Origin of the sequence: Mycobacterium sp. E3305 (assembly GCF_001666785.1) — a bacterium.
Lineage (GTDB): Bacteria > Actinomycetota > Actinomycetes > Mycobacteriales > Mycobacteriaceae > Mycobacterium.
Window position 1 is genome coordinate 18159 of the sequence record NZ_LZJA01000095.1, and the last position, 24898, is coordinate 43056.

A 24898-nucleotide genomic window follows, 5' to 3' on the forward strand; every position below is an offset into this window, starting at 1 on the left:
TGAGCTTCTTTCCCCTGGTCATGGACTGAAAGCGTACGCCCGGCCCCGCGGCGTCGGTGCTCTTTTCCGCGAACACCGAGGGGAAAAACCCGGTCCGCCCCCAGGAGCGAGGGGCGACCCGATCAACATTTTGGACGTAGACCAGGTGCGGTTCGGTTCCACGAAACTGCTAGATCGGACGCCCGCCGCAGGATAAAATTTGGGGCCTCGGGCGAAATGTTCCTTCGGCGGGAAAGCGGAGTTTAGTCATGGCCCGTGTCAGCAAAATCCTCGTTGCCTTGATGATTGCCTGTAGCGCCCCGGTGATGTCGGGGTGCGGCTGCACGAGCACTGTTGTCGGCGCCGCCGGGGGCGAGATCCTCACCTGTGGCTTATGAGCGGTCGCACGCAGCGGTGCCGCGTTCCCCATCACGCTTGTACGTTGTGGCATTGGTAATTGCGGGAACAGCAGCTGACAGGTCAGCCGAAGGACATAGATGGTTCGAGGGCGGAAGCCTCGCCGGCGCGAGGTCTACTCGGTAAACGTTGGACTGCCACCCACCCAGCGAAACGATTACAGTCCTAAGGTTTATCCCGACGCAGAAATCTACCGTGATCACGTCGTCAGCGTTCTTAATGATGCGCCGATCGACGGGTGGGTCTTCGAGCTGGTGTTCCGCTACGGCATCTACCGCGGACTCAACGTGGATTGGGCCATCATGATCAACGCACGTGCGGCGGCAGACGGGCCCAGGGCCGAGCGTAGACGGGTGGAGCGCACCGATATTTGCCACTCCGAAGTTCACTGTCACAAGTTCAGCAATAGCAGTGACCCCGCCGATACGCTCGGCGAACGCACCACCATCATGCCGCTTACTGAAGGTCAGGCGGTTAGAGTTAGTAGGGCATACGACGAACAGATGTCGCTGCTAAGTCGTGAGTGGCCAGAACGAGTGAGGAGGTGGATTGATGGTTGATGTGCACACCATCGCGACATTCGCCTTCGCTCAGATGCGGAGAGACCCTGGGTTTGCCGTGCGGTTTCCATGGGTCCGCAACACCGTCGTTTGCGTCGAATCGGATTTGGCCGCCGACGTGCTTGACGGCCAAGTGGCGCACTACTTCCCGGGGGTTCAAGCCACAATCGCCTGTTACTACCCTCGCGACCACCGAATGATGTTCATTCGGGTCGAAGGCCCATACAAGGCGGATGACAAGTCGCGGGACCCTGACGCCATTACGGCCGACAACTCGGCTGGTCAGCTCACCATTGGAATGCTCGTCGACTCGATCTATCGCCATCGGGGCGGCAACTACAGTGATCTGCCAGTCTTTGGGCGGTGGCAGGCCGGGAAGCCTAGCCAACCGGGGAGCGTGTTAGTTGGTGAAGCCTCGACTATCGAGGCTGAAAAGAAACTCGCACTCGCCTAGGACTCCCTGGCCCCGTTTAGGTTGGAAGTCGTCCGTACCGTTGGTGCCCACTCGGGCACTTGAAGGTCGCAATGATGTAGATCGGTTGGTCGGGAGTCCCCACCAGGATGATTTCCGATCCCTCGACAGGTTCGGCCAGGTCCCCGCAGTTGCGGCAGATGCGTGTCATTCGTTGTGTCATGACTTCAATTGTCTTCATCTGTGCCGCTTCTCCGATTCGAGACAAATATCAGCGACAACCTCGCCGACGAGCCGTTCGATGCAGCGAGAGCTTCGCCGTCGGTAGCTGCCAGCCAGGACACTGATGCGAACTCGGCGCACAGGCCGACGTACTCGCCGTCTTCGGGCGACTACTCCGCACGGTACGTGTAGTGGCTCACCGATTCCCCCTCGCGCTCATGTGGAGCGCGCGCAGAAGCGGCCCGGTCGTCGTGTCACCTCACAGCCTCACGAACCGGCTGACTTGCTCTGCCTACGGTTGTATCTATGCAACCCGATCCACGCTGCACCGTCATCATGACCCAAACCATCAAAGCCTCGGGTTTGGCGGACCACCAGCGCCGGTACTGGCCACTGTTTATCGATGACAACGTGCCGCAGTACGGACTCGATGGAGCGCCTGTCTACTTCTCCCGAAAAATCAAGACTGTCAACGATTACTTCGGCTACATCGAAAACCGGGCTCAGCTGACAGTCGCGTTCGAGGATGGAACTCCTGGCCGGATGTTCGACCCCGACGACGAGGTAGTTGTGCACTTCATCATCCGAGGGACTGACATAACCGCGGGCGGTTAAATAACCGGAGCCGAACGAAACCGGGCCCTCGCCGGGTCAGATACGCCGGGTCACAGCCGTACGAAACGGGCGAACCCGTCGATGGTCTGGAAGTACTGATGGCACGTCGCACATGTGGGTGCCCAGCCTTCTTCCATGTCGGCCAGACGCCGCCGAATCCACCGATTGCGGTGGTACGTGCACAACAGCTTGTGGCCGCACGGGGCGTGCTGGATCGCCAGCCATGTGGCCGGCCGCTGGCACGGTCGCGGGCTTTGGCCGGTCTGGCAGCGGGGCGGTTCATCCCACGTGTCGACGATCTCATCGAAGGCTGGGTCCCTTGGGGTGCGAGTGGTCATGGCCAGCTACCTATCAGTTCGGTTGCTAGCGCCCCGATAGACCAGTTCACATGTAGTTCACTTGGCCTGCTCTGCGGCTCAGATTATGGCTCTGAGCATTGCCGAAGCTGGTGCGCGATACTGGGATTGAACCAGTGACCTCTTCCGTGTCAGGGAAGCGCTCTCCCGCTGAGCTAATCGCGCCGGGATCAAAAGCTGGAGGTGGAGACGGGAATCGAACCCGTGTGCACGGCTTTGCAGGCCGTTGCCTCACCACTCGGCCACTCCACCGCTGGGATTGATGCCACTTGCACCTTCGAGCGGATGACGGGATTCGAACCCGCGACCCTCACCTTGGCAAGGTGATGCGCTACCAACTGCGCTACATCCGCGCGCCTCGGACGAGATCGTCGCCCGTTGCGAAGCACGACGATAGTCGACGTGAGCGGGCACATACAAATTTCTCGGTACGAGCCGCGTCCAGGCTAGCGCAGACCCCGACAGGCGCACGCGGCCCATACTGGGGAGCCGGTCCGTGCTAGTCTTCGACGTCGTTCGCCTCTCGGCGCCGGTCCCGTGGCTCAGTGGGAGAGCGTCCGCTTCACACGCGGAAGGTCGCTGGTTCGATCCCAGCCGGGACCACCACAAGTTGGCTGTTCCAGCGCAAATTTTCCCGCCATCGCCCCAGGTCATTCCGCGATATGGTGACACGACCAGTGCAAGGCGCACCGGCCTTACTCGCGAGGACAGAGATCGTCGATGGCCGACGTGGACGCAGAGGCGATCCAGCAGGATCTGATCGCCGGGGTCGCCGCGGAACTCGACTTCGAGGGTGTCGAGGAGATCGGGCGCGGGGGATTCGGGGTCGTCTACCGTTGCGCCCAGCCTGAGCTCGACCGCCGGGTGGCGGTCAAGGTACTCACCAACGACCTTGACCCCGACAACCTCGACCGCTTCCTGCGCGAGCAGCGCGCTATGGGCCGGCTCTCCGGTCACCCGCACATCGTCACGGTCCTGCAGGCCGGCACCACCCGCAGCGGCCGGCCGTTCATCGTCATGCCCTACCACGACAAGGGGTCGCTGTGGGGCCTGGTCAGCGGCCAGGGTCCCCTGCCCTGGCCCGAGGTGCTCAGCATCGGTGTCAAGCTCGCCGGGGCGCTGGAGGCCGCGCACCGCTCCGGCATTCTGCACCGCGACGTGAAGCCGGGAAACGTCCTGCTGACCGACTACGGCGAGCCGCAGCTGACCGACTTCGGCCTCGCGCGGATCGCCGGCGGGTTCGAGACCCGCGCCGGGGTGGTCATCGGTTCCCCCGCGTTCATCGCGCCCGAGCTACTCGAAGGCGCCACGCCGACAACCGGTTCCGACGTCTACTCGCTGGCCGCGACGCTGTTCTGCGCGCTCACCGGCCACCCGCCGATGGGCCGGTCGGTTACCGAAATGCTCACCGAACGGGGCGTGCCCGGCGACGTCGTCGCCGTGATCGAGACCGGCATGACGCGCGACCCCACGCGCCGGCCGGTCACCGCGCTCGAATACGGCGAGCAACTGCGCGAGGCGCAACGCCGTCACCGGATCCCCGTCGACACCATGGTCGTGCCGGTCGACCTGGCGGGATCGACAGTCCCGGCGGCCGCGTACCGCGCTCGCGAAACCGCGTCGACGCCGCCGGCGCCGGCGACGAAATTCCGTCCCCCCGCCTCGACTCGATCGCTCGTCCCGCGCGACCGCTTGATGGCGCTGCTCCGCGAGGCCGGGCGCCGGCGGCTGATCCTCCTGCACGCGCCGTCGGGATACGGCAAGACCACCCTGGTGGCCCAGTGGCGCGCCGAACTGACCGCCGCCGGCGTGACGGTGGCCTGGCTGACGGTGGACGACGACGACAACAACGTGGTGTGGTTCCTCGCCCACCTGCTCGCCGCGATCCGGCGGGTGCGTCCCGCCCTCGCCGAACCGCTCGAGCAGATGCTCGAACAGCGCGGCGACGAGGCGACCCGCTTCGTGTTGACCTCGCTGATCGACGCGATCGACGACCTCGGCGAACCGATCACCCTGGTCGTCGACGACTGGCAGCGGGTGTCCGACCCCCAAGCGATCGACGCCCTGCGCTTCCTGATCGAGCACGGGGGTGATCACCTGCAGATCGTCGTGACCAGCTGGTCGCGCCCCGCCGTGACGTTGAGCAAGCTGCGAGTCCGCGACGAGCTGGTCGAAATCGATTGCGAGAAGCTGCGTTTCGACAATGACGAGGCGCGGTCCCTGCTCAATGACGTCGCGGGGCTGCAGCTGGCCGGAGAGGACGTGGCGGCGCTGACCGCTTCGACGGACGGCTGGGTCGCCGCCCTGCAACTGGCGACGCTGTCCCTGCGGGGCGGCGGCGACGCAGGCGACCTGGTCAGCCGCATGGCCGGCGACGACGAGGCGGTCGAAGAATTCCTCGCCGAGAACGTCCTGGACACCCTGGAGCCCGAGCTGGTCGAGTTCATGATGGCGACCTCGATCACCGAACGAATCTGCGGTGAGCTGGCATCGGTGCTGGCCGAAGTCGGCGGCGGGCACGCCATTCTCGAGGACATCGAGCGGCGCGGCCTGTTCCTGCGCCGCATTGATCATGCCCCCCAATGGTTTCGCTACCACCAGATGTTCGCGGGGTTCTTGCGGCGCCGGCTCGAGCGCGACGATCCCGATCGTCTTGCCGAGTTGCACCACACGGCCTCGGAGTGGTTCGCCGAGCACGACCACATCAGCGAGGCCGTCGACCACGCGCTGGCCGCGGAGGAGACCGCGCACGCGGTCGACCTGGTCGAGCGCCTGGAAACCAGGGCGCTGATCAACCAGTCCCGCATGACGACCTTTCTGGGCCTCGTCGAGAAGCTACCCCCGCAGCTCGTGGTCTCCCGGCCGCTGTTGCAGCTCGCGTCGGCGTGGGCCAACATCCTGCTGCACCGCAGCGAGGCCACCGAGGCCGCGCTGGAGCGCTTCACCGTCGCGCTGGCCAGGGCGGACCTGCCCGAGGCGAGGCGCGCGGACCTGGCCCTGGAAGCCAGCGTGGTGCGCGCGGTGGCCGAGATCTATGCCGACCGGACCGACGGGCTGGAGGAACTGTTGGCCGACGTCGTGTCCCGCGCGGACGAGCTGCGTCCCGTGCTGCCGCAGGCCGCCGCCACCGCGTTGGCGTTCGCGGCGATCTACCGCTTCGATCTGCCGGCCGCGCAACGACTCCTGGCGTGGGCGGAGCCCTTCAACGAGCAGGTCGGCGCGGTGGGCGCCGTCTACTCGTGTAGCTGGGCCGGCATCGCCGCCCGCCAGCGGCTCGACATCCCGCTAGCGCTGCGCAAGTTTCGCGAGGGGTTCGAGATCGGTTCGGCCGTGGGCTCGCACTCCTACGCGGCCCGCATCGCCGGCGCCGTGCTCGGCGAATTGCTCTACGAGACAGGAGAATTGGACGATTCGGCCGCGCTGCTGGAGGAGAGCTACCACCTCGGTCCGGAAGGCGGCGGGGTGGACTACCTGGCTGCTCGCTACGTCGTCGGCGCCAAAGTCAAAGCCGCACAGGGCGATCGCGACGAGGCGATCGGCCGCCTCGACGCCGGGATGGCGGTGGCCGAGAAGCTGCGGCTGCCGCGCCTGGCGGCCGCCATCAACCACGAGCGGGTCAGGCTGGGGCTGAAACTCGAACCCTCGGAGGCCGACCGGCTGCGGGCCGCCGGCGACGTGCCCCGGGACGGGAACGGGATCGCCACCGTCACCGCCGAGCTCGACGCGGCCTCCGGCATCCGGCTGCTCGCCCGAAGCCGCGCCCGAGACGACCGCGACCGGGCATGCCGGAACGCCGTCGCGCTGCTGGCCGGCATCGACGCGGCCGCCCGGCCGCTGGCGAACCTGCAGGCCCGCCTGCTGCTGGTCGAAACCCTCACCGCCGCCGGACGTCCCGCCGACGACGACCTCGCGCTGGTGCGTGCCCAGTGCGCCCAACACGGATTGCCGCGGCTGCTCATCGACGCCGGCCTCGGCTGACGGCAGACAACACACACAAAGGACGGTGGAGCATGGTAGGCAACCACGAAGGCATCGCAATCCTGAAACTCGAGTGCCCACAGGGCCATCCCGTCGGGAGGCTGCTCAAGGAGGCCCCCCATCAGGCGGTCGCCTTCGACCCGGGCGCCCAAGTGGGGCCGCGCCGCTTCTGGCCGGACGAAGACGACCAGCCCAGGTTCACCGCTCGATGCCGGTTCTGCGACAAGCCGGTGGGCGAGGCCACGACCGCGCTGCAGAACCAACTAGCCACCCTGATCGACGACGCGTCCGCGGCCAGCGCGACGGCCACGCTGCCGTACCTGTAGGTCGTGGCGGCTACTGTAAGAGCGACAGTAGCGACCGATGAGAGGAATCCCGTGGCCCAGGTTCCCCCGGCCCAGCACGACACCCCCCGCCCGCCGGAGGGGGACTGGCTCGGCACGCCGTATCTCACCCTCGAGCGGCACGGGTCGATCGCGGTGTGCACCATCGACCGCCCCGAAGCGCGCAACGCCCTGACCCCCGCGATGTACTTCGGGATCCGTTACGCCGTCGGACGTGTCGCGGAGGACCCGGACCTGGCCGGGCTGCTGATCACCGGGACCGGGGATGTCTTCGCGCCCGGCGGTGACATGGGCGGCGGGGGAGCCACCGACAACTGGATCACCTTCGGCGGCGCGCTGGGCATGGACGTCACGCCGTTTGACACGGTGCGCACCTCGGCCAAACCCGTCGTCTCCGCGGTCAACGGCCTGTGCCAGGGCGGCGGGTTCCAGATCGCGCTGTGCAGCGACCTGTCGATCGTCAGCGAACGGGCCACCTTCCGCGTCCCCGAGCTGTTCCGCGGCTACGCCGACACCTACTACAGCCAGATGCTCACCCGCGTCATCGGGCCGGTGCGCACCCGCGACCTGATGTTCACCGGGCGGGTGCTGACCGCCGCGGAGGCCCTGGACTGGGGCCTGGTCACCCGCGTCGTGCCGCACGGTGACCTGCTGGACACCGCGAAAGAGCTGCTCGCGCAGTGTTGTCGGACCGCGCCGCGGGCCCGCGGCGTGATCAAGTCGAGCATCGACAGCTACCTGGGTCTCTATGACCGCATCGGCATGACCAGCAGCCTCAGCGACGCCGAGGCCCGCGAGGGTTTCCGCGCGTTCAAGGAGCGCCGTTCACCCGACTGGGTGCACCCCGATCTGCGGGTCGAGGGACGGCTATAGGTCGATCCACTCTCCGTGCGGGGCGACCCGCAGCCGGTCGCCGATCCCGGCCTGGTCGAAGGCCGCCGCGAATTCGCCGGCGCCCTCGCTGAAGTGGGCCCAGCCGTCGACGTGGGCCGGTATGACGACGCGGGCCCCCAGGATCTCGGCGGCGGCGGCCGCGCGCGCCGAGGTCAGCGTCAGCGGCCGGCCGCGCTCCTTGGCCGGCACGCTCGCCGCGCCCGCGAACAGCACCGCGACGTCGATGACGCCCACCCGGTCGGCCACGTCCTTGACCGCCGCCATCGAGGCGTTGTCGCCGCTGAGGTACACGGTGGGCAGGCCGGGCCCGGACAGCACGAAGCCGGTCACCTCGCAGTTGACGTGCCCGCTGGCGTCGCGCTGCCCGTCGGCCGGCCCGTGAACCGCCGGAACCGCTTGCACCGCAAGCGATCCGGACAGCTCGTAGGTCTGCCAGGGCGCGACCCCCACCGCGGGTGGTCCCAGCCGGGCGGCGCCACCGGGGTGGGTGAGCACCAGCGGCGCGGCCAGGGCCATGCGGCGACCGTCGTCGTCGAGGTTGTCCGGGTGCTGGTCGTGGCTGATCAGCACCGCATCCACCGGGCCGAGCGCGTCGGCGTTCACCGCCGGCCCGGCGAGCTTGGTCAGGTATGCGTGCACACCGGGCGGGTCGAACGTCGGGTCCATCACGATCCGCCGGCCGGCGATGTCGACCACCGTGGTCGGCCCGCCCAGCACACTGATCGCACGATCGCGCCGTTGCGCGTCGACCGCGGCGCTCATACGCCCCGCCCCCGGTCACGCCAAAACGGTTCGCGCAGAGCGGCTTTCAGGATCTTCCCGCTCGCGTTGCGGGGCAGCGATTCCACGAAGTCCACCGTCCTCGGGCACTTGTAGCCGGCGAGGTGCTGACGGCAGAAGCCGATGACGTCTTGCGCGTCGGTCTCGCCGTCGGCCACGACGATCGCCTTGACCGATTCACCCCAGAAGTCGTCGGGGACACCGATCACCGCGGCGTCGGTGATCGCGGGGTGCTCGATGAGCACGCTTTCCACCTCGGGCCCGTACACGTTCTCGCCGCCGGTGATGATCATGTCCTTCAGGCGGTCTTCGATGTAGACGTAGCCGTCCGCGTCCAGGCGCCCCACGTCGCCGGTGCGCACCCAGTCCTCGTCGGTGATCGTCTCGGCGGTCGCCTCCGGCCGGTTCAGGTAGCCGGTCATGTTCTGGTTGCTCCGCACCCAGATCTCGCCCGCCTCGCCGGCCGCCACCGCGGCGCCCGTCTCGGGATCCACCACCCGAATCTCGGTGCCCAGCACCGCCTTTCCGGCCGCCAGCTGCAGGTGTGGGCGCGCGGAATCGCGGTGGTCGTCGTCGCTTAGCGCGGTGACCGCCCCGCACAGCTCCGTCTGGCCGTACACCTGCACGAAACGGGTGTCGGGCCAGGTCGACAGCGCCCGGTGCAGCAGCGGCAGCGGCATCGGCGCGGCCCCGTAGACGATGTAGCGCAGGCCGGCGATCGTGGCGTGCGCCGCCTCGCCGGCGTCGAGGAACCGGGCGATCACCGGCGGGACGAAGAAGGCGTGGGTGGCACCGGCCCGCACGGCGCCCGTGAGGGCGGCGGCGTCGGGTTCGCGGGTCATGATGGTGGGCACACCGGCCCGAATCCCGAACAGTGCGTAGCCGATTCCGCCGACATGGAACAGCGGCATGGCGACGAGGTTCGCGTCCCCGTCGTCGAAGGGGAAGGCCGGCGCCAGGTTTGCCGCGTGGTTGACCAGCGCACGCTGGCTCAGCAACACGCCCTTCGGGCGCCCCGTGGTGCCCGAGCTGTAGATCACCAGCGCGGTTTCGCTCTCGTGCACGTCGATGTCGCGCTCCGTGGGAGACGCGGCCGCCAGCAGGGATTCGTACTCGTCACCCACCACGACGATGCGCTCCACCCCCGGCGCGCGTGCGGCGGCCGCCTCGGCCGCGGCCCGCAGCTCGGCGCCGACGAAGAGCAGCCGCGCCCCGCTGTCGTCGAGCACGTGCACGAGTTCGTCGCCCATCGCGCGCCAGTTGACGACGGTGGTCACGGCCCCGATCGACGCCGCGGCGAACAGCACCTCGAGGCAGGCGGGGTGGTTCTTGTCCAGGAACGCGACGCTCTGACCGCGCCGCACACCGGCGGCGCGCAGCGCGCCGGCCGCACGGCGGATTCGCGCGGCCCAGTCGGCCCAGGACCACTCCAATTCGCCGTAGCGGATCGCGACGGCGTCGGGCCGCTGCTGTGCGTGCCGATCGACGAATCCCGCCAGCGTCTCCGTGGTGTTCGCCGTGGTGTCGGCTGGTGGCATGAGGCCCCTCCGAGGTCGGTTTGCTCCATTCTGCGATAGCGATCATGCCAGGACGTGCGGTCGGCCTGCCCGGTCCGCTGGGAGGTTCCGCCTACCACTGGTCACCAACAAGTCCTGGCGCAACGGTCGCCGCCGTCGCACGATCGAGCCATGCCAGCAAGGACGCGTCTGCCACCACTGCCACCGGCCACGTTGAGTGCTGATCAACGGGAGCTCTATGACGACATGGCGGCGATGATCGGAGACCACTTCGGGGAACTCATCGCCCGCCGCGAGGACGGTGCCCTTATCGGCCCCTTCAACGGCTGGCTGCATTTCCCGAATTTCGGGAAGCCGGCCTGGGCCTTCAACAAGGCGCTATGGGAGCACAGCGTGCTGCCCGCCACGGTCCACCAGCTGGTGATCCTGGTGACCGCCGCCAAGTTCGGTGCTCGCTACGAGATCTATGGCCACGAGTACTTCGCCCGACGCGCGGGGCTGCCCGACCGGACGATCGCGACCATCGCCGCCGGCGAGCGGCCCAGCGACCTCAGCAGTGACCAGGCGGTCGCCTACGACATGGCGGCGGCGCTGAACCGTGGCGGGGCGCTGGCCGAGACGACGTACCAGGCGGCGCGACGTACGTTCGGTGAGCAAGGCCTCGCCGAAATCGTTTTTCTTGTCGGCTGCTTCTCGATGGTGGCCGTCACCCTCAACGCGTTCGATGCGTCGGTTCCGGGACGCGAGGGGGACGGCGAATAGTACTGCACGCCTTGCTGATTCGCCTGAACCAGTTCGCATCCCTCATTCCATCGAGCGGATCATCATCCCGCCGTCGTCCACGGCCTGCGGGGTCGCGTTGTTGTTCTGCCGGAAGTCGATGAACGCTGACCGCCGGTTGGACGTGTTCAGCAGCTCGGTGAACGTGCCCAGGACGGGAATCGGGCCCTCCGGGGCCGGCACGTCGGCCGTGTAGTCGATGGACGCCTGCTGTTGAAAGTTCGCGCTCTGCAGCGGCCGGGTGTCCGGCGCGGTCAAAGTCTTCATGTCGCCCAGGCCGGAAGATGACGCGTACTCGCTCATGTCGGCCTGCAACACCGCACCGACATCCGTCGCGCCGGCGGGCTTGACCGCGACCCGCAGCTGCGCGCTGCCGTCGGCGTTGCTGAGCGCCACCCAATTCGGCCCGCGGTGCCCGAGCGTCCAGCCGGGCGCGGGGACGATCGAGACGCCGTCGGCAACATCGACCGGATCGGCCGAAACGAGCCGCACCGGCGCCGCATGGGTGGTGGGGAAGAGGACGACCGCCGCCGTCACGGCGGTGGCGACGGCCAGGCCGGCGGCTGCCCGCCGCGGGCGTATTGGCTGGGGGGTCGACATGTGTGGCTCCTGCTCAGGCTCTGGGCGAACGGGGGGATTCGCCCGCCGGTTCTAACGATCTCCCCGCAAGCGGGCCGGTGTCCAAGACCGCGGCACTATTTGGTGATAGCTCTCCTCTATCGAAACCGGCTTCGGTGGCGGACCGGTGTGTCAACATGTCTGCGGCCCAACCGACCTTCGACCGAGGGGACCAGACGTGGCGAACCCTGACCGTGCCCGCTCCCGAACCTTCGTCGTGACGGGCGCCGCGTCCGGAATCGGCCTGGCGACCGCGCGGCGCCTACTGGCCGAAGGGGGCACGGTGATCGGCGCCGACCTGACCGCCGCGCCCGACCTGGGGCCGGGGTTCACGTTCGTCACCGCCGACGTCACCGACGAGGCGGCGATCGCTGCGGTGCTCGCCGCCGTGCCCGACCGCCTGGACGGCGTGCTGCACGCCGCCGGGGTCGCCGGCGGCGGCCCGGTCCACCTGCTCGACAGGGCCGAGTGGGACCGGGTCATCGGGATCAACCTGACCGGCACGTTCCTGGTCGCCAAGGCGGCGCTGGCCCGGATGATCGAGCAACCCCGGGTCGACGGCGAACGGGGTTCGCTGGTGACCGTCGCCAGCGTCGAGGGCCTGGAAGGCACGGCGGGTGGCAGCTCGTACAACGCGGCGAAGGGCGGCGTCGTCCTGCTCACCAAGAACATCGCGCTCGACTACGGACCGAGCGGCATCCGTGCCAACGCCATCTGCCCCGGCTTCATCGAAACGCCGATGGCGCAAAGCGTGTTCGGCCTGCCGGGCATGGAGGGCCCGCTGCACTCCATCACCGAAGAACACGCCCTGCAACGGCTGGGGCAGCCGGGGGAGGTCGCGGCCGTGGCGGCGTTCCTGCTGTCGCCCGACGCCTCCTTCGTCAGCGGCCAGGCAATCGCCGTCGACGGCGGCTACACCGCAGGCCGCGATCACGGTGTCGTGAAACTCTTCGGCTTTCCCGAATAGCGCTTTAAGATTCGCGCATGGTCACTCCCGACGAGGCGATCGAGGCGATCCGAGGCACCGGCGGTGCCCAGCCGGGTTGTCGCGCGCTGCACGCCAAAGGCACGCTCTACCGCGGCACGTTCACCGCGACCCCGGACGCGGTCATGCTTTCGCGCGCAAAGCATCTCGACGGCTCGACGGTCCCGGCGCTGATCCGATTCTCCAATGGCGCGGGCAATCCCAAGCAGCGCGACAATGTGCCGGGGATCCGCGGCATGGCGGTGAAGTTCACGCTGCCCGACGGCTCCACCACCGACGTGTCGACGCAGACCGCCCGGCTGTTCGTCTCGAGCACGCCCGACGGATTCGTCGATCTGCTCAAGGCGATGCGGCCCGGCCTGACCACGCCGCTGCGCATGGCCAAATACTTCCTCACCCATCCGCGGCTGCTCGGCGCGCTGCCGGTGGTGCGCGACGCCAACAAGATCCCGGCCAGCTACGCGACCACCGAATACCACGGCTTGCACGCATTCCGCTGGGTCGCCGCCGACGGCAGCGCCAGATTCGTTCGCTACCATCTGGTTCCGGCTGCCGCGCAGAACTACCTGTCCGCGTCGGCCGCCCACGGCGAGGGTGCGGACTTCCTCACCGACGAGCTGAATGCGCGCCTGGACAGCGGGCCGGTGCGGTTCGAATATCGCGTGCAGATCGCCGGTCCCGCCGACTCCACGGTCGACCCGTCCGCGGCATGGCAGAGCACTCAGATCGCGACCGTCGGCACCATCGAGATCACCGGCCTGGAGACCCAACGCGAGCACGGCGGCGACATCGTCGTGTTCGACCCGATGCGGGTGACCGACGGCATCGAACCCTCCGACGACCCGGTCCTGCACTTCCGGACGCTCGCGTATTCGGCGTCGGTCAAGCTGCGCACCGGCGTCGACCGCGGGGCCGAGGCGCCGCCCGCCTGACCGGGAAACCCCCGCCCGCACTCGCCCGCGGGCCGAAACCGGCGGCAGGCTAAGGTTTTTCTTCAGTGTCGCCTTCCCACATGCTCTTGATCTGTTTGGCCGGGCTCGGCGCGGGCGCCATCAACGCGCTCGTCGGGTCCGGCACCTTGATCACGTTCCCGACTTTGGTCGCCCTCGGCTTCCCGCCGGTCACCGCCACGATGTCGAACGCCATCGGCCTGGTCGCCGGCAGCGTGTCGGGCACCTGGGGCTACCGCGCCGAGTTGCGCGGTCAATGGAATCGCCTGCGCTGGCAGCTGCCCGCCTCGTTGGCCGGCGCGGTGCTGGGCGCCTTCCTGTTGCTGCACCTGCCGGAGAAAGTCTTCGCCGAGGTGGTGCCGGTGCTGCTGGTGCTGGCTTTGGTGCTGGTGGTCGTGGGCCCACGGATCCAGGCGTGGACCGGCCGGCGCGCCGAGGTAGCCGGCCGCTCACCCGAACACATCACCCCCGGCCGCATGGCGGTCCTGGTGCTCGGCACGTTCGCCGTCGGCGTCTACGGCGGCTATTTCACCGCCGCCCAGGGCATCCTGCTGGTCGGGGTGATGGGCGCGCTGCTGCCGGAGTCGGTGCAGCGCATGAACGCCGCCAAGAACCTGCTCACGCTGGTGGTGAATGTGGTTGCCGCCGTGGCCTATACGTTGGTGGCGTTCGACCGGATCAGCTGGCCGGCCGCCGGGCTGATCGCGGCGGGCTCGCTGGTCGGCGGACTGATCGGGGCGCGGTACGGGCGGCGGCTGTCGGGCAACGCGCTGCGGGCGACGATCGTGGTGGTGGGCCTGATCGGGCTGTACCGACTGGTCGCCGTGGCGTGACCGAGGCGCGGGCCGCATCGGCTGTGCGTTCACGGCTTTGAGTGTGCGCCCAGGGAGGGCCCGCCCGGCGTGTCGCCGCCCTGGGCGCACGCGCAAGTGAACAGAGGCGCGGCAACCGGTTCAGTCCAGCGTGGCGGCGGCCACCTCGTCGATGACGTCCCTCACCTCGCCGCGCTTGCGCCACGCCCGCCGCTGGCGCATCGCCCCGTTGCCCTGGGCTGCGACGCGGTCGAGTTCGCTTACGACGCGGCCATATTCGCCGAGCGTCTCCAACGCCGGCCGCACGCGTTGCACGAGGGCGCCCAACTGATCGCGCGCGGACACGGCTCCGCGGCCGTGGACCAGGTCGAGCGTGCGTCCGGCGAGGCCGTCGTGGGCGGCCTTCCAGTAGGCCGCGCGCAGGGCCGCCGGGGGAAGCCGCCCGGGCTGGTCGTCCTCGAGTGCCGTCATCACCGCGGCCCGGACCAGCGTCGCGAGCAACACCGTCTCGGCAACCGTCGCCGGCACGTCGGCGACCCGCACCTCGATCGTCGGGAAATTCTCCGACGGGCGCACGTCCCAATAGACCATCTTGCGGTCCAGGATGACCTCGCTGTCGATCAGCATCCGCACCGTGCGGTCGTAGTCGTCGGGGGAGGGGAAGAAGGGCGGGGGCCCGGCCACCGGCCAGCGTCGCCACAGTACGCTGCGCCAGCTGGCGTAGCCGCTGTCGGCGCTGCGGTAGATCGCCGAATTCGCCGACAGCGCAAGCAATGACGGCAGCCACGGCCGCAGCCAGTTACTGACGTGAATGGCGGCCGCACGGTCGGGAACCTGCACGTGCACATGGCAGCCGCAGATGCCTTGCTCGTGGGCGACCATCCCGTACTCGGCGCCGATACGCCGATAACGCGGGGTGTCGGTGACGGGAAACTCGTGGGGCGTGGCGGGCGGAAGCCCGGCCGCGAGCAGCCGCAGCCCCACCGACTCGGCCGCCTCGGCGGCCGTGCGCCGCAACCGGGACAATTCCTCGCCGAGTTCCGAGCTGGTCGCCACGACACTGGAGGTGGTCTCCACCTGGCAGCTGCTCAGTTCCAGCTGCAACTCGACGCCCCGGCGTTGGGCCGCGGCGGCCACATCGCCGTTTCGCGGAGCCGGTTCGCCCGTTCGCGGGTCGACGAGGAGAAATTCCTCTTCCGCTCCGAAGGTGGGAGGGGCGCTCATCCCGTCGGGGGCGGGCCGATCAGTGGCGGCGCTGCCCCGTCACCAACGGGCCGCGGACGCCAGCGCGGAGTCAGCGGTCGGGTAGATGGGCAGCAGCGCGGACAGGCCGCACGCGTCGACGATGCGGGCGACGATCGGCTCGCGGCTGACCAGGCGCAGCTCGACGCCGCGGTTCTTGCAGCGCTTCGCCTCGTCGGCCAGCACCGCGAAGGCGCAGCAGCCCATGAATTCGAGGCCCGTGACGTCAATGACCAAGGGCCCCGGCGCGGCGACGATGCCGGCGACCTCGCTGATCAGCTGGCGCCAGGTGTGCTCGTTGCAGGCGTCGACCTCCCCGCCCGCGTAGATCAGCACCGCCGGTCCGCTGCGATCGGCTGTCGCGCGCAGCGTGCTGTTCGGATCGCCCAACTCATAGACCAGCTTGGTGCTCAGCATGAGGTGGGTAGTTGTCATAGGTTCTGCAATGGCCGAGCTCATCGTGGCCTCCTAATCGACTCGCGTCTCACGACGCTGCGATGGATGCCCGTCCTGCCGTCTGAAGACAGACTCTTCGCGGAGTGCGAATCTCATTTCTATAACAAGACAGGTCGGTCTGTCTACATGTCCTGGCTAAGAGTATGTTGTGCGTTGTTATGACAACTTCCGATGTCGGAACGCCTCCCGCGTCGGCTCGTCAACGCATCTTGACCGCCGCATATGACCTGTTCAGCCGACGTGGAATCCGTGCTGTCGGCACGGAGGAGGTGATCGAGAGGGCCGGCGTCGCCAAGGCCACGCTGTACCGCCATTTCGCCACCAAAAACGACCTCGTGCTGGCCGTGCTGCAGCGGCGCGAGGAGGTGTGGACCCACGGCCTGATCGAGGAGCAGTCCCGCCAGCGCGCCGACACGCCCGAGGAGCAGTTGCTCGCGATCTTCGACGTCATGCACGACTGGATCCAGCTGCGCGACGGCTACGAGGGCTGCTCGTTCATCAACGTGCTGCTGGAGCTCGGTCCCGACTCCCCGGCCGGGCAGGCCTGCATCGTCCACATCGACCACGTCCGCGACATCGTGCGCCAGCGCGCCGTCGCGGCGGGGCTGATCGACGTCGAGGACTTCGCCTCGTCCTGGCACATCCTGATGAAGGGCGCCATCGTGTTGGCGGCCGTCGGCGACACCGACGCGGCTCTGCGCGCCCGCCGGATGGCGGTCGGTCTGATCGAAGAGCACCGGCCGGTGGTGCCCGGGGATCTCGGCGAGGCGGCCAGCTGAGCCGCTGGGGTCAGGCCGCGGTGTTCTCGGCCTTGCGGTAGTGCTCTTCCTCGAGTTCCGCGATGGCCCGCGAGGTGCGTTCCCGCAGCGCGAAGGCGGCGATCAAGCCGCAGACGATGGCGATGACGAGTGCGATCCAGGAGAACCGCTCCAGCCAGCGCTCGGCGGCCATCCCGGCGAAGTACACCACCGCGGTGGTGCCGCCGGCCCAGCAGATGGCGCCCGAGACGTTGGCCGCCAGGAAGCGCGGGTAGTGCATCTTCAGCGCCCCGGCGAGTGGCCCGGCGAAAATCCGCAACAGGGCGATGAAGCGGCCGAAGAAAACCGCCCGAACTCCCCAGCGGTTGAACAACTTTTCGGCCAACGCGACGTGTCCGGGACCGAAATGTTTGGGGAACCGCCGGCCCAGGCGGTCGAAGAGCGGCATGCCGAACTTGCGTCCGATCGTGTAACCGATCGAGTCGCCGACCACGGCGCCGATCACCGCGGCGACGCCCACGCCGATCGGGTTGACGGGCAGGTCGTCGTGCGAGGACATCAGGGCCGCGCTGACCAGGATGATCTCGCCGGGAAGGGGGATGCCCAGGCTTTCGAGCCCGACCACACCGCCGACCACCAGGTAGATCGCGAGCGGTGGGATCGCGTGCAGCAAAGCCTCGACGTCCATGCGTCCAGGATGCCTGACCGTCCGGCGATACGCGCCCTAAACCCTCCGGTTCGCGTCGGCCGGCCTGCTCGGCGTGCCGAGGCTCTCCAGCTGTGGGCGCTTGGGCTCCCGACCGTCGGCCGACGACAGGCCGCGCAGCCGGCGCCAGATCCACGGGAAGAAGCTGTCCTGCGTCCAGCGCAGCTGCTCGTACGCGCCGGTGGTGCGCGAGCGGCGCCGGGCGTCGGGAGTTGCGTGGGCCCAATCATGGTTGCTGCCAGGCAGATTCAGTGCTTCGGCGGCCGCCGCGGCGAACAGCATGTGTCCTTTGCTGGAGGCGTGCACCCGGTCGATGGCCCAGGTGTCCAGCTCGCGCATCGACGGCGCGTTGTAGAGGTCGACGAGCCCGAACCCGTAGCGGTCGGCGGCCGCCGTGATCGCCGCGTTGATGCGGGCGAGACGGCCCGACACCAGCCGTCCGAGTGGGAGGAATTGCGCGACGTTCGGGAAGGTCGTCGTCACCACCGTGGCCCCGGACCCGGCCAGCGCGGCGTAGACGTGTTCGAGGTCGGCCAGGGCCGGGCCGAACGACCGGCCCGGCTGGATGACGTCGTTCATCCCGGCGCACACCGTGATCAGGTCCGGCTGCATCGCCAGGGCCTGCGGAACCTGCTCGTCCAAGACGTCGGCGATCCGCTTGCCGCGGATCGCCAGGTTGGCGTAATGCAGGCCGGGGTAGTGCGCATCCACCATGGCGGCGAGCCGGTCGGCAAAGCCGAGGAGACCCACGACGTCGTCGCCGTCCCATAAACCCTCGGTCTGGCTGTCCCCGATGGCGACGTAACGGCGATATCCGCAAGGCATAGCCCCGTACACGAAGCCGAGAATAATAGCCATCGCATCCCCGGTGCGGGAAGCGCGGCCACCCACGCGCCCGACGCGGGTCACCGCCCGTCGACTAGCGTCGGTGGGCATGGCGATGCCTTTGAAGGGCAATGCAATTCACGCGGGCCGGCGGGGAAACGTCGCGATCGGTGTTCTCGTCGCCGTGGCCCTGTTCGTGGCGGGGCTGCTGTGGGCGAAGTGGCTGCCTTACGCCGGTAAGGCCGCCACGGCCCGTCGCACCCACCACTGGTCGGGATCGAGCGTTCTCACGGTGGGCGGCGTCCACCCCGGCGATCGACCGGCCTGGCACGCCGCGGCGACCTTCTTCCACGCCTACGTGGCGTCGATCTGGCCGGCGTTGGTGGCCGCGCTGCTGATCAGCGCCTCGGTGCAGGCGTTGCTCCCGCGCCCGTGGCTGCCGCGCGTGCTGAACCGTCGCGCTCCGCTGTCCAGTGCGCTGGCCGGCGGGGTCGCCGGCATGCCGTCGATGATGTGCACGTGTTGCGCCGCCCCGGTCGCCGTCACCCTGCGGCGCAACGGCGTCACACCGGCGGCGGCCATCGCCTACTGGCTGGGGAACCCGCTGCTCAACCCGGCGGTGCTCGTTTTCCTGCTCTTCGTCGCTCCCTGGCAATGGAGCCTGACGCGCGTGGTCGTCGGCATCGCGACGGTGCTCGGGGTCGGGGCCGCGGTGGGATTGCTGTCCCGGCCGGACGGCGGAGTCCCGGCGCCGGCGCGCGCGGCCGCGCCTTCGGCCGACGACGAGAGCGGGGGCAGGCCGCGCCTGTTCGTGCGGGCGCTGCTGTGGTTGGTGCTGTTTTTGCTGCCCGAGTACGCGGTCCTGGTGCTCGTGGTCGGGGCGTTCCGCGGTCTCCTGCTCACGTTGGGGCAACCGGCGCACCGCGGGCTGCTGCTGGGCCTGCTGCTCGTCGTGGTCGTCGCGATCGCCGGCACGCTCATGGTCATCCCGACGGCGGGGGAGATCCCGATCCTGCAAGGGCTGGCCCTGCTGGGCGCGTCGTCGGGGACGATCGGTGCGCTGCTGATCACCCTGCCGGCGGTGAGCGTTCCGGGCGCGGCGATGGTCGCCCGCAGCTTCGGGTGGAAGGCCACCGCGACCGCGACCGGCATCGTTGTCGCTGCGGGAATCCTCGGCGCTGTGGTGCTCAGCTTGCTGTGACTCGCAACCGGCGCGAGTACCTTCACTGTCATGGCGAGAAAGGGCGAGCGGGCCGCCGAAGCCCCGGCCGCCGATTCGCTTGCGCCGCAGTATCCGATCGAGTCGGTCGACAACGCGCTCAAGCTGCTTCTGCTGCTGGGCGAGCAACCCCAGATCCGGTTGAGCGAAGCCACCCGCTACCTGGGCGTGGCGTCGTCCACCGCGCATCGGTTGCTGGCGATGCTGGCCTATCGCGGGTTCGTCCGGCAGGACCCGGTGTCCAGGGCCTACCTGCCCGGCCCGTCGCTGACCGGCGTCGCGTTCGCCATCTTCGGCCGCATCGACATCCAGCGAGCGGCCACCCCGGTCATGCGCAGCCTCGGCGAACAGCTGCGCGAGACGATTCACGTCGGGATGTTGGACGGGGCCAACGTCCGGTTCGTCGCCGCTGTCGAGGGCCCGGCCGCGGTCCGGGTGGCGTCCCGGCTGGGCCGCAGCATGCCGGCGCATTGCACCTCGACGGGCAAGGTCATGCTGGCGCAGCTGCCCGAGGCGGAGTTGCGTCAGCTGCTGCCGCGAGAACGGTTGCAGCGCATCACCTCGTCGTCGATCGGCAGCCGGACCGAACTGGAGGCCGAGCTCGCCGCCATCCGCGAGCGCGGCTACGCCATCAACCGGGAGGAGAGCGAGGAAGGCGTCGCTTCGGTCGCGGTGCCGATACCCACCCGGGCGCCGGGCCTGCGGCTGGCGCTCAATGCCGCCGCACCCCAGAACCGGCTCGACGCCGCCCGCTATGCCACGGTCGCCGCCGCACTTGTCAAGGCGGCCAAGGAGATTGGCGACCAGCTCGGCTGAGTCCGCCTCCGGTTACCGCCGGTGCCCCGGTCGCAGGAACACATCGTCGAGCGTCACCGTGCGCAGCCCGCGGGCTCGGATGATATCGACGAGCTGCCCGTACACATGGGTGGCCGGTGGATGGTTGAGGTGGCCGATCACGATGTTCTGCGGGAGGAACGACTGGTAGGCCATCCGGACGATCTGGTCCTCGGAAACCAGCGCGGAATCCCGTAAGTCGCCGGACCACAAGGTGGTCACCTCATAGCCCAGCCCGGCGGCCACGGCGGCGACCGCGGCGTCGTGATGGCCGTACGGGGGCCGGAAGTACGGGGTGGCGTCAACGCCGTACGTGTTCCGCAGGAACGCGTCGGTGCGAGCGAGTTCGTCGGCGATTTGGGCCTTCGAGAGCCGAGTCAGGTCGGGATGTGTCCACGTGTGATTGGCCAGCTGGATCTGCCCGGAGTCGACCAGGGGTCGAAGCAGGCCCGCGTTGTCGGTCCACGAGTGGTAGGCGCCGGTAACGAAATACGTGAGCCGCACCCCGGTGTCCCGGGCGAATTGCGTGTACAGCCGCACCACGTCGGTGTCGGCGCCGTCGTCGACCGTCCAGGCCAGGAGGTTGCCGTTGCCCGGAAGCCTGTTCAGCACACCGCCACCGGGTAGCGCGACGCGCGATCGAGGGTCCGGCGGGGGCGACAACGGCGCGGGTCCGGCAACATCACCCAGCGCCACGCACTCGTCAGGCCCGCCGGCGGCGACGGCCACCGTCGCGGCCAGCGCGGCCAGGAACCGGCGCCGGTCCAGTTCGGCCACGTCCATACTCCTCGGCCGTCGGCGCCTTTCGGGCACCGCGAAATTCGGGTCAGCTCGCGGGACAGACTAGGTGCACAGGTAGTTGGGTCCGGCCAGGTAAGGCGAGTGTCCGCCGACCGATACGAACCTGTGACGCAAGCTCAGTCAACCGGCAACCACAAACTTGAGTAGTCTTACGGATCCGGCGGGCAGCGCTCTGCCGCAGGCTGTTTGGCATGACCGTTCCCAACAGCATGTCCAAGACCACCGCCGCGTTTTTCGTTCAGGCCGCCGCCGCGTTCGCGATCAGCTTCGTGACCGCGCTGGGCGGGATCTACCTGCTTCCGCTCGACGCGTGGCAGCGAGGCTTCCTCGGCATCACCTTCCTGTTCTTGGTGTCGAGCGCGTTCACCCTGGCCAAGGTGATTCGCGACCAGCAGGAGGCCGCGACGGTGCGGGTGCGCCTTGACGAAGCGCGCATCGAGAGACTGCTGGCCGACTACGACCCGCTCAACGCCGCCGCGAACTGAGTAGTACTACTCAGGCCCGACGCGTAGAACTGCGCGGGCGCGGGCCCGCCCGACCGGCAATGCTTGGTCCATGGCATCCGAGACAGCACTTCACCTAAGTCGTATCGCCTAATCACGTTATCCCGCAACAGCTTTCCCGAAAGGTCCGATAACATCCCATGGCAACTCTCACGAGATTCCCCGGCGTCGCCGAGGTGGCGGCGGCCACTCCCGCCGACCGCGACCGCGTCCTGGACGTCATCCGCATCACGTCGCTGATCGGTGTGGTGCTCGGCCACACCGTGATGGCCATCAGCATCATCAAAAACCACGTGTTGATCTGGGACAACCTGCTGACCACCTCGGCGGTGTTCCAGGCTGCGACCTGGCTCCTGCAGATCATGCCGCTGTTCTTCTTCGCCGGCGCCGCGGCCTGCCTGTCGTCGTGGTCCGCCGGCACGAACTGGGGTGACTGGCTGATGAAACGCTGCACCAGACTGTTCCGGCCGGTGTTCTACTACCTGGCGTTTTGGGTTGTGGTGCTGACGGTGCTGTATCGAGCTCTGCCGCAACACATTTACGAGCCGGTGGCCGGTGTCAGCACGCAGCTGCTGTGGTTCTTGGGGGCCTACGTGCTGGTGCTGGCCGCCATGCCGGTGCTGTACCGCATCACCACCGCGGGGCGTCTCGCCGCCGCTGTGGCCTGCGTCTATGGGACCATCGCGGTGATCGACGCCATCAGGCTGCACTGGCCGGCCATGATGCCCCTGGGTTACCTCAACCTGGCCGTCTGGCTCATCCCCGCCATGTTCGGCATCGCCTACCGTCGCCGGCTGCTCACCGGGCGTGCCGCACTGGCCGTCGCGGCGACCGCGTTCGCCGTCGACGTCGCACTGGTGGCCTGGGGTCCGTATCAGATCAGCATGGTCGGCACCGGTGATCACCGCCTGTCCAACACCAGCCCGCCCTCGCTGCTGCTGGCCGGCCACGCAATCGTCCTGAGCGCGTTGGCGATCGCCGCCGCGCCGGCGATCGCGCGCTGGGCCTGGCGGCCTCGGGTGTGGTGGTGGACGGCGATCGGTAACTCCGGGGCCATGACCCTGTACTTGTGGCACATGCCCGTGCTGCTGGGCGCGCACCTGGTCTTCGACTACCTCGGCTGCCCCCGGTACCCGGGCGCGCGGGACTTCCTCGCCGTCAGCCTCGCGCAACTGCTCATCGTGATCGGCGCCATGGCCGTGCTTTTCGTCGCGTTGCGCCCGCTGGAGAACAACCCGCTGCCGGGCTGGGACGGCGCCCCGACGGTGACGGGGCCCGGTCGGGGAGCGGCCGTCGGCAGCCTGTTGTGTGTTGCGGGCGTGGCGATCCTGGCCGCCATCAGGTGGGGACTCAAGGACGACGGCCTGGTGTGCATGGCGGTGATGGTCACCGCGTTGGTCGGCGCCCGCGTGCTGGCCACCGCACCGGCGAAGCGCCTCACCGCGGCGCGCAGGTAGCTCGATGATTCCACGACCCGCGGCGCGGTCGGTCGGCTGCGCCGCGGGTCACGGCTCCTCGTCGAGGCCGTGCTCGATGGCGTAGCGCGCCAACTCCACCCGATTGGCGACCTGAAGTTTGCGAAAGGTCGCCTGCACGTGATTCTCCACGGTGCGGTGGCTCAGTGACAGCTTCTGAGCGATCTGTTTGGCGGACAAGCCCTTTGCCACGTAGCGCAGCACCTCGGTTTCGCGTTCGGTGAGGCTCGGCCGGGCGGGACCGTCGTCCTTGCTCTGTGCCATGCGCCGGTATTCGCCCAGCACCAACCCGGCCAGGCTCGGGGTGAACACGGCGCGGCCCTCGGCCGTGGCCGTCACGGCTTGCGCCAGTTCGGATTTGGATGCGCTCTTGACCAGATAGCCGATCGCGCCGGCTTTGACGGCTTCCAACACGTCGTCGCGCTCGTCGGACGCCGAGAGCACCAGTACCCGAGACGAGGGGGAGACCGCGAGCACTGCCGCGGTCGCCTGCGCCCCGTCGCCGTCGGGCAGTTGCATATCCATCACCACCACGTCGGGCTTGACCACGGCCGCGCGGCGCCGCGCCGCGGCGACGCTGTCGGCGGTGGCGACCACGGTGAACCCGTCGTCGGCCAGGTCGCGGGCGACCGCGTCGCGCCAGATGGGATGGTCGTCAACGACCATCACCGTCGTGGGGGTCTCATCGGTCATGGAACGCCTCTCCGCGCGGCACGCACAATTCCCACTCGGCGCCTTCGCCGGGTTCGCTGCGCAGGTGGGCGCTGCCGCCCAGCGAAGCCAGCCGCCCGACGATCGACTGGGAGATGCCCAGGCGGCCCTGCCTGACCGCCTCCTCGAGCCGGCCGGCGGCGATTCCGACGCCGTCGTCGCGGATGCTCACGAGGACGGAATCGCCGAGGTCTTCGACGAGCACGAAGGCGTGGGCGCCGGGTCCGGCGTGCGCGCCCACGTTGTCCAAAGCGTTGCCCACCGCGGCGTCGAGCTCGGTGCCCACCCGGCGGCCCAGGGGCACCGGTGCCGGGGGCAGGCTGAGGGACACTCGGTCGGATTCCCTGCACCGCAGCAGGGTGCGCAGGTCGACGGTGGCCCCGTCGGTGTCGTGGTCGGCGTCCGTGCTGGCCAGCCATCGCCGCAGTGCGCGTTCCTGCTCGCTGGCCAGGTCGGCGAGTTCTGCTGTGGCGCCACCGATTTCGTGGCCCCTCTTGGCCACCAGCGCCAGCACCTGGATGGCTCCGTCATGGACCTGGCGGGACAGGCGTTCCCGTTCTTGCACCGCGGCCGTCAACCGGGCCGCCCGTTGAAGCTCATCGTGGGCGCGGCGCGCGGTTTGGGCGGCCATGCCGATCGCCATGCCGATCGCAAGCTCGATGATGGCGGTCGCGTTATGCCCCAGGTTGAGGGCGAAATAATTCTTGACCGTGAAATTGGTGGCCATCACCACCAGGCCCGTGAGCATGCCGCCGGCGGGGCCGAACTGGATGGCCGCCGAGATGGTGGGGTTGCTGGCCCACAGCGTCGTCGGCCAGGTCTGATTGTCAGCCGCCCAGTGTGGGTCGGTCACGAGGGGATTCGACGACATGAGCAGCACGACGATCACGATCTCGGCGAGCACCCATGCCGGTCGGCGGCCGAAGCCGCGCAGGTAAGCCACCGCGCAGGCCGCGCTCCAGCCGATGAGCACCGCGAACAGCACCCAGCCCAGCGCGGGGCGGCGCAGATCCGGGTTGATGGCGATTTGGAACCCGGTCGCGTAGACGCAGCTCAGCAGCCGGAACACCTGCGCCGCACGCCATAACGGCGTGGTGGGATCAAGGCTGTTTTTCGCCATCGTGGCCAGCATAAATGTGGGGCCCGATG

The 24898-nt window shown here is 68.7% G+C and carries 26 protein-coding genes and 4 tRNA genes; 16 read left to right on the forward strand and 14 right to left on the reverse strand.

Features of this window, described 5'->3' with window-relative positions; translation table 11 throughout:
• Positions 1-476 precede the first annotated feature (476 nt).
• The 3 genes from A5701_RS28090 (at position 477) to A5701_RS09290 (ending at position 2205) form a co-directional block, all read left to right on the forward strand.
• Positions 477-956: a hypothetical protein gene (locus A5701_RS28090; protein ID WP_156670020.1), complete on the forward strand. Its 480-nt coding sequence runs from the start codon at positions 477-479 to the stop codon at positions 954-956.
• Positions 949-1410, forward strand: a complete 462-nt coding sequence (locus A5701_RS09285; protein ID WP_156670021.1) for a hypothetical protein — start codon at positions 949-951, stop codon at positions 1408-1410. Before A5701_RS28090 ends, A5701_RS09285 begins: the two co-directional genes overlap by 8 nt.
• Positions 1411-1896: 486 nt before the next feature.
• The gene (locus tag A5701_RS09290) at positions 1897-2205 is read left to right on the forward strand and encodes a hypothetical protein (RefSeq protein ID WP_156670022.1); all 309 of its coding nucleotides are present in this window, start codon (positions 1897-1899) and stop codon (positions 2203-2205) included.
• Positions 2206-2255: 50 nt separating this feature from the next.
• Here the strand turns inward: A5701_RS09290 and A5701_RS09295 are convergent, their stop codons facing one another.
• The 4 genes from A5701_RS09295 to A5701_RS09310 all read right to left on the reverse strand — a co-directional run bounded on the left by A5701_RS09295 (position 2256) and on the right by A5701_RS09310 (position 2914).
• Positions 2256-2543 carry a hypothetical protein gene (locus A5701_RS09295; RefSeq protein ID WP_067751578.1) on the reverse strand — a complete coding sequence of 96 codons (288 nt, stop codon included), beginning with the start codon at positions 2541-2543 and terminating at the stop codon, positions 2256-2258.
• 108 nt (positions 2544-2651) lie between these two features.
• Positions 2652-2726 (reverse strand) — tRNA-Val (locus A5701_RS09300).
• Between the two features lie 13 nt (positions 2727-2739).
• Positions 2740-2813 (reverse strand) — tRNA-Cys (locus tag A5701_RS09305).
• A 28-nt stretch (positions 2814-2841) separates the two neighbouring features.
• Positions 2842-2914: transfer RNA gene (locus tag A5701_RS09310), tRNA-Gly, on the reverse strand.
• A 178-nt stretch (positions 2915-3092) separates the two neighbouring features.
• Here A5701_RS09310 and A5701_RS09315 point away from each other — a divergent pair.
• The 4 genes from A5701_RS09315 (at position 3093) to A5701_RS09330 (ending at position 7756) form a co-directional block, all read left to right on the forward strand.
• Positions 3093-3167, forward strand: a tRNA-Val gene (locus tag A5701_RS09315).
• 114 nt (positions 3168-3281) lie between these two features.
• Complete coding sequence (locus tag A5701_RS09320; protein ID WP_067751581.1) at positions 3282-6539, forward strand: serine/threonine-protein kinase; 3258 nt, start codon at positions 3282-3284, stop codon at positions 6537-6539.
• A gap of 32 nt (positions 6540-6571) precedes the next feature.
• On the forward strand, positions 6572-6865 hold the full coding sequence (locus tag A5701_RS09325; RefSeq protein ID WP_067751584.1) for a hypothetical protein: 294 nt from the start codon (positions 6572-6574) through the stop codon (positions 6863-6865).
• Positions 6866-6916: 51 nt separating this feature from the next.
• Entirely contained in the window at positions 6917-7756 is an 840-nt protein-coding gene (locus tag A5701_RS09330; RefSeq protein ID WP_067751587.1) for an enoyl-CoA hydratase/isomerase family protein, read from the forward strand.
• Here A5701_RS09330 and A5701_RS09335 read toward each other — a convergent pair.
• Positions 7751-8539: an MBL fold metallo-hydrolase gene (locus A5701_RS09335; protein ID WP_067751591.1), complete on the reverse strand. Its 789-nt coding sequence runs from the start codon at positions 8537-8539 to the stop codon at positions 7751-7753. The two genes, A5701_RS09330 and A5701_RS09335, sit on opposite strands and share 6 nt — an antisense overlap.
• Complete coding sequence (locus A5701_RS09340; RefSeq protein ID WP_067751593.1) at positions 8536-10095, reverse strand: long-chain-fatty-acid--CoA ligase; 1560 nt, start codon at positions 10093-10095, stop codon at positions 8536-8538. Before A5701_RS09340 ends, A5701_RS09335 begins: the two co-directional genes overlap by 4 nt.
• Before the next feature lie 150 nt (positions 10096-10245).
• Between A5701_RS09340 and A5701_RS09345 the strand changes: the two genes are divergently transcribed.
• Positions 10246-10836: a carboxymuconolactone decarboxylase family protein gene (locus tag A5701_RS09345; protein ID WP_067751596.1), complete on the forward strand. Its 591-nt coding sequence runs from the start codon at positions 10246-10248 to the stop codon at positions 10834-10836.
• A gap of 42 nt (positions 10837-10878) precedes the next feature.
• On the opposite strand, the gene A5701_RS09350 is transcribed toward A5701_RS09345, so the two are convergent.
• Complete coding sequence (locus A5701_RS09350) at positions 10879-11454, reverse strand: hypothetical protein (protein ID WP_067751599.1); 576 nt, start codon at positions 11452-11454, stop codon at positions 10879-10881.
• A 196-nt stretch (positions 11455-11650) separates the two neighbouring features.
• On the opposite strand from A5701_RS09350, the gene A5701_RS09355 reads away from it, so the two are divergent.
• From A5701_RS09355 to A5701_RS09365, 3 genes are all read left to right on the forward strand, one after another.
• Positions 11651-12439, forward strand: a complete 789-nt coding sequence (locus tag A5701_RS09355) for an SDR family NAD(P)-dependent oxidoreductase (protein ID WP_067751603.1) — start codon at positions 11651-11653, stop codon at positions 12437-12439.
• 17 nt (positions 12440-12456) lie between these two features.
• Positions 12457-13389, forward strand: coding sequence for a catalase family peroxidase (locus A5701_RS09360; protein WP_067751606.1), 933 nt, complete (start codon positions 12457-12459; stop codon positions 13387-13389).
• Positions 13390-13454: 65 nt separating this feature from the next.
• On the forward strand, positions 13455-14240 hold the full coding sequence (locus tag A5701_RS09365) for a sulfite exporter TauE/SafE family protein (RefSeq protein ID WP_082954976.1): 786 nt from the start codon (positions 13455-13457) through the stop codon (positions 14238-14240).
• Between the two features lie 120 nt (positions 14241-14360).
• Here the strand turns inward: A5701_RS09365 and A5701_RS09370 are convergent, their stop codons facing one another.
• Together A5701_RS09370 and A5701_RS09375 are read right to left on the reverse strand one after the other, a co-directional pair.
• Positions 14361-15443, reverse strand: coding sequence for a glutamate--cysteine ligase (locus tag A5701_RS09370; protein WP_067751612.1), 1083 nt, complete (start codon positions 15441-15443; stop codon positions 14361-14363).
• A 39-nt stretch (positions 15444-15482) separates the two neighbouring features.
• Positions 15483-15920 carry an anti-sigma factor antagonist gene (locus A5701_RS09375; protein ID WP_067751614.1) on the reverse strand — a complete coding sequence of 146 codons (438 nt, stop codon included), beginning with the start codon at positions 15918-15920 and terminating at the stop codon, positions 15483-15485.
• Positions 15921-16075: 155 nt separating this feature from the next.
• On the opposite strand from A5701_RS09375, the gene A5701_RS09380 reads away from it, so the two are divergent.
• Entirely contained in the window at positions 16076-16696 is a 621-nt protein-coding gene (locus A5701_RS09380) for a TetR/AcrR family transcriptional regulator (RefSeq protein ID WP_067751617.1), read from the forward strand.
• Positions 16697-16706: 10 nt separating this feature from the next.
• Here the strand turns inward: A5701_RS09380 and A5701_RS09385 are convergent, their stop codons facing one another.
• Positions 16707-17363 carry a DedA family protein gene (locus A5701_RS09385; RefSeq protein WP_067751620.1) on the reverse strand — a complete coding sequence of 219 codons (657 nt, stop codon included), beginning with the start codon at positions 17361-17363 and terminating at the stop codon, positions 16707-16709.
• A gap of 36 nt (positions 17364-17399) precedes the next feature.
• Complete coding sequence (locus tag A5701_RS09390; protein WP_369807403.1) at positions 17400-18239, reverse strand: SGNH/GDSL hydrolase family protein; 840 nt, start codon at positions 18237-18239, stop codon at positions 17400-17402.
• Positions 18240-18315: 76 nt separating this feature from the next.
• Here A5701_RS09390 and A5701_RS09395 point away from each other — a divergent pair, with 76 nt between their 5' ends.
• Complete coding sequence (locus A5701_RS09395; protein WP_067751626.1) at positions 18316-19407, forward strand: permease; 1092 nt, start codon at positions 18316-18318, stop codon at positions 19405-19407.
• 30 nt (positions 19408-19437) lie between these two features.
• On the forward strand, positions 19438-20241 hold the full coding sequence (locus A5701_RS09400; RefSeq protein WP_067751629.1) for an IclR family transcriptional regulator: 804 nt from the start codon (positions 19438-19440) through the stop codon (positions 20239-20241).
• Between the two features lie 12 nt (positions 20242-20253).
• On the opposite strand, the gene A5701_RS09405 is transcribed toward A5701_RS09400, so the two are convergent.
• On the reverse strand, positions 20254-21027 hold the full coding sequence (locus A5701_RS09405; protein ID WP_082950112.1) for a polysaccharide deacetylase family protein: 774 nt from the start codon (positions 21025-21027) through the stop codon (positions 20254-20256).
• A gap of 224 nt (positions 21028-21251) precedes the next feature.
• Here A5701_RS09405 and A5701_RS09410 point away from each other — a divergent pair, with 224 nt between their 5' ends.
• Together A5701_RS09410 and A5701_RS09415 are read left to right on the forward strand one after the other, a co-directional pair.
• Positions 21252-21545: a YiaA/YiaB family inner membrane protein gene (locus A5701_RS09410; protein ID WP_067751635.1), complete on the forward strand. Its 294-nt coding sequence runs from the start codon at positions 21252-21254 to the stop codon at positions 21543-21545.
• Between the two features lie 158 nt (positions 21546-21703).
• The gene (locus A5701_RS09415; protein ID WP_067751638.1) at positions 21704-23020 is read left to right on the forward strand and encodes an acyltransferase; all 1317 of its coding nucleotides are present in this window, start codon (positions 21704-21706) and stop codon (positions 23018-23020) included.
• 48 nt (positions 23021-23068) lie between these two features.
• On the opposite strand, the gene A5701_RS09420 is transcribed toward A5701_RS09415, so the two are convergent.
• On the reverse strand, positions 23069-23731 hold the full coding sequence (locus tag A5701_RS09420) for a response regulator transcription factor (protein WP_067751640.1): 663 nt from the start codon (positions 23729-23731) through the stop codon (positions 23069-23071).
• Positions 23721-24881 (reverse strand): MacS family sensor histidine kinase, encoded by a 1161-nt coding sequence (gene macS / locus A5701_RS09425; RefSeq protein ID WP_067751643.1) that lies wholly within the window; start codon positions 24879-24881, stop codon positions 23721-23723. The genes A5701_RS09420 and macS overlap by 11 nt, the downstream gene beginning before the upstream one ends.
• Between the last annotated feature and the right edge of the window lie 17 nt (positions 24882-24898).

Excerpts from the sequence above, each read along its gene's own strand:
- macS (WP_067751643.1), bottom strand. The coding sequence starts at position 24,881 with ATGCTGGCCACGATGGCGAAAAACAGCCTTGATCCCACCACGCCGTTA.
- A5701_RS09325 (WP_067751584.1), top strand. The coding sequence starts at position 6,572 with ATGGTAGGCAACCACGAAGGCATCGCAATCCTGAAACTCGAGTGCCCA.
- A5701_RS09290 (WP_156670022.1), top strand. The coding sequence starts at position 1,897 with ATGCAACCCGATCCACGCTGCACCGTCATCATGACCCAAACCATCAAA.
- A5701_RS09375 (WP_067751614.1), bottom strand. The coding sequence starts at position 15,920 with ATGAGCTCGGCCATTGCAGAACCTATGACAACTACCCACCTCATGCTG.
- A5701_RS09370 (WP_067751612.1), bottom strand. The coding sequence starts at position 15,443 with ATGAGCGCCCCTCCCACCTTCGGAGCGGAAGAGGAATTTCTCCTCGTC.
- A5701_RS28090 (WP_156670020.1), top strand. The coding sequence starts at position 477 with ATGGTTCGAGGGCGGAAGCCTCGCCGGCGCGAGGTCTACTCGGTAAAC.
- A5701_RS09335 (WP_067751591.1), bottom strand. The coding sequence starts at position 8,539 with ATGAGCGCCGCGGTCGACGCGCAACGGCGCGATCGTGCGATCAGTGTG.
- A5701_RS09295 (WP_067751578.1), bottom strand. The coding sequence starts at position 2,543 with ATGACCACTCGCACCCCAAGGGACCCAGCCTTCGATGAGATCGTCGAC.
- A5701_RS09285 (WP_156670021.1), top strand. The coding sequence starts at position 949 with ATGGTTGATGTGCACACCATCGCGACATTCGCCTTCGCTCAGATGCGG.
- A5701_RS09340 (WP_067751593.1), bottom strand. The coding sequence starts at position 10,095 with ATGCCACCAGCCGACACCACGGCGAACACCACGGAGACGCTGGCGGGA.
- A5701_RS09360 (WP_067751606.1), top strand. The coding sequence starts at position 12,457 with ATGGTCACTCCCGACGAGGCGATCGAGGCGATCCGAGGCACCGGCGGT.
- A5701_RS09420 (WP_067751640.1), bottom strand. The coding sequence starts at position 23,731 with ATGACCGATGAGACCCCCACGACGGTGATGGTCGTTGACGACCATCCC.
- A5701_RS09320 (WP_067751581.1), top strand. The coding sequence starts at position 3,282 with ATGGCCGACGTGGACGCAGAGGCGATCCAGCAGGATCTGATCGCCGGG.
- A5701_RS09400 (WP_067751629.1), top strand. The coding sequence starts at position 19,438 with ATGGCGAGAAAGGGCGAGCGGGCCGCCGAAGCCCCGGCCGCCGATTCG.
- A5701_RS09395 (WP_067751626.1), top strand. The coding sequence starts at position 18,316 with ATGGCGATGCCTTTGAAGGGCAATGCAATTCACGCGGGCCGGCGGGGA.
- A5701_RS09410 (WP_067751635.1), top strand. The coding sequence starts at position 21,252 with ATGACCGTTCCCAACAGCATGTCCAAGACCACCGCCGCGTTTTTCGTT.
- A5701_RS09415 (WP_067751638.1), top strand. The coding sequence starts at position 21,704 with ATGGCAACTCTCACGAGATTCCCCGGCGTCGCCGAGGTGGCGGCGGCC.
- A5701_RS09390 (WP_369807403.1), bottom strand. The coding sequence starts at position 18,239 with ATGGCTATTATTCTCGGCTTCGTGTACGGGGCTATGCCTTGCGGATAT.
- A5701_RS09380 (WP_067751617.1), top strand. The coding sequence starts at position 16,076 with ATGACAACTTCCGATGTCGGAACGCCTCCCGCGTCGGCTCGTCAACGC.
- A5701_RS09350 (WP_067751599.1), bottom strand. The coding sequence starts at position 11,454 with ATGTCGACCCCCCAGCCAATACGCCCGCGGCGGGCAGCCGCCGGCCTG.
- A5701_RS09385 (WP_067751620.1), bottom strand. The coding sequence starts at position 17,363 with ATGGACGTCGAGGCTTTGCTGCACGCGATCCCACCGCTCGCGATCTAC.
- A5701_RS09345 (WP_067751596.1), top strand. The coding sequence starts at position 10,246 with ATGCCAGCAAGGACGCGTCTGCCACCACTGCCACCGGCCACGTTGAGT.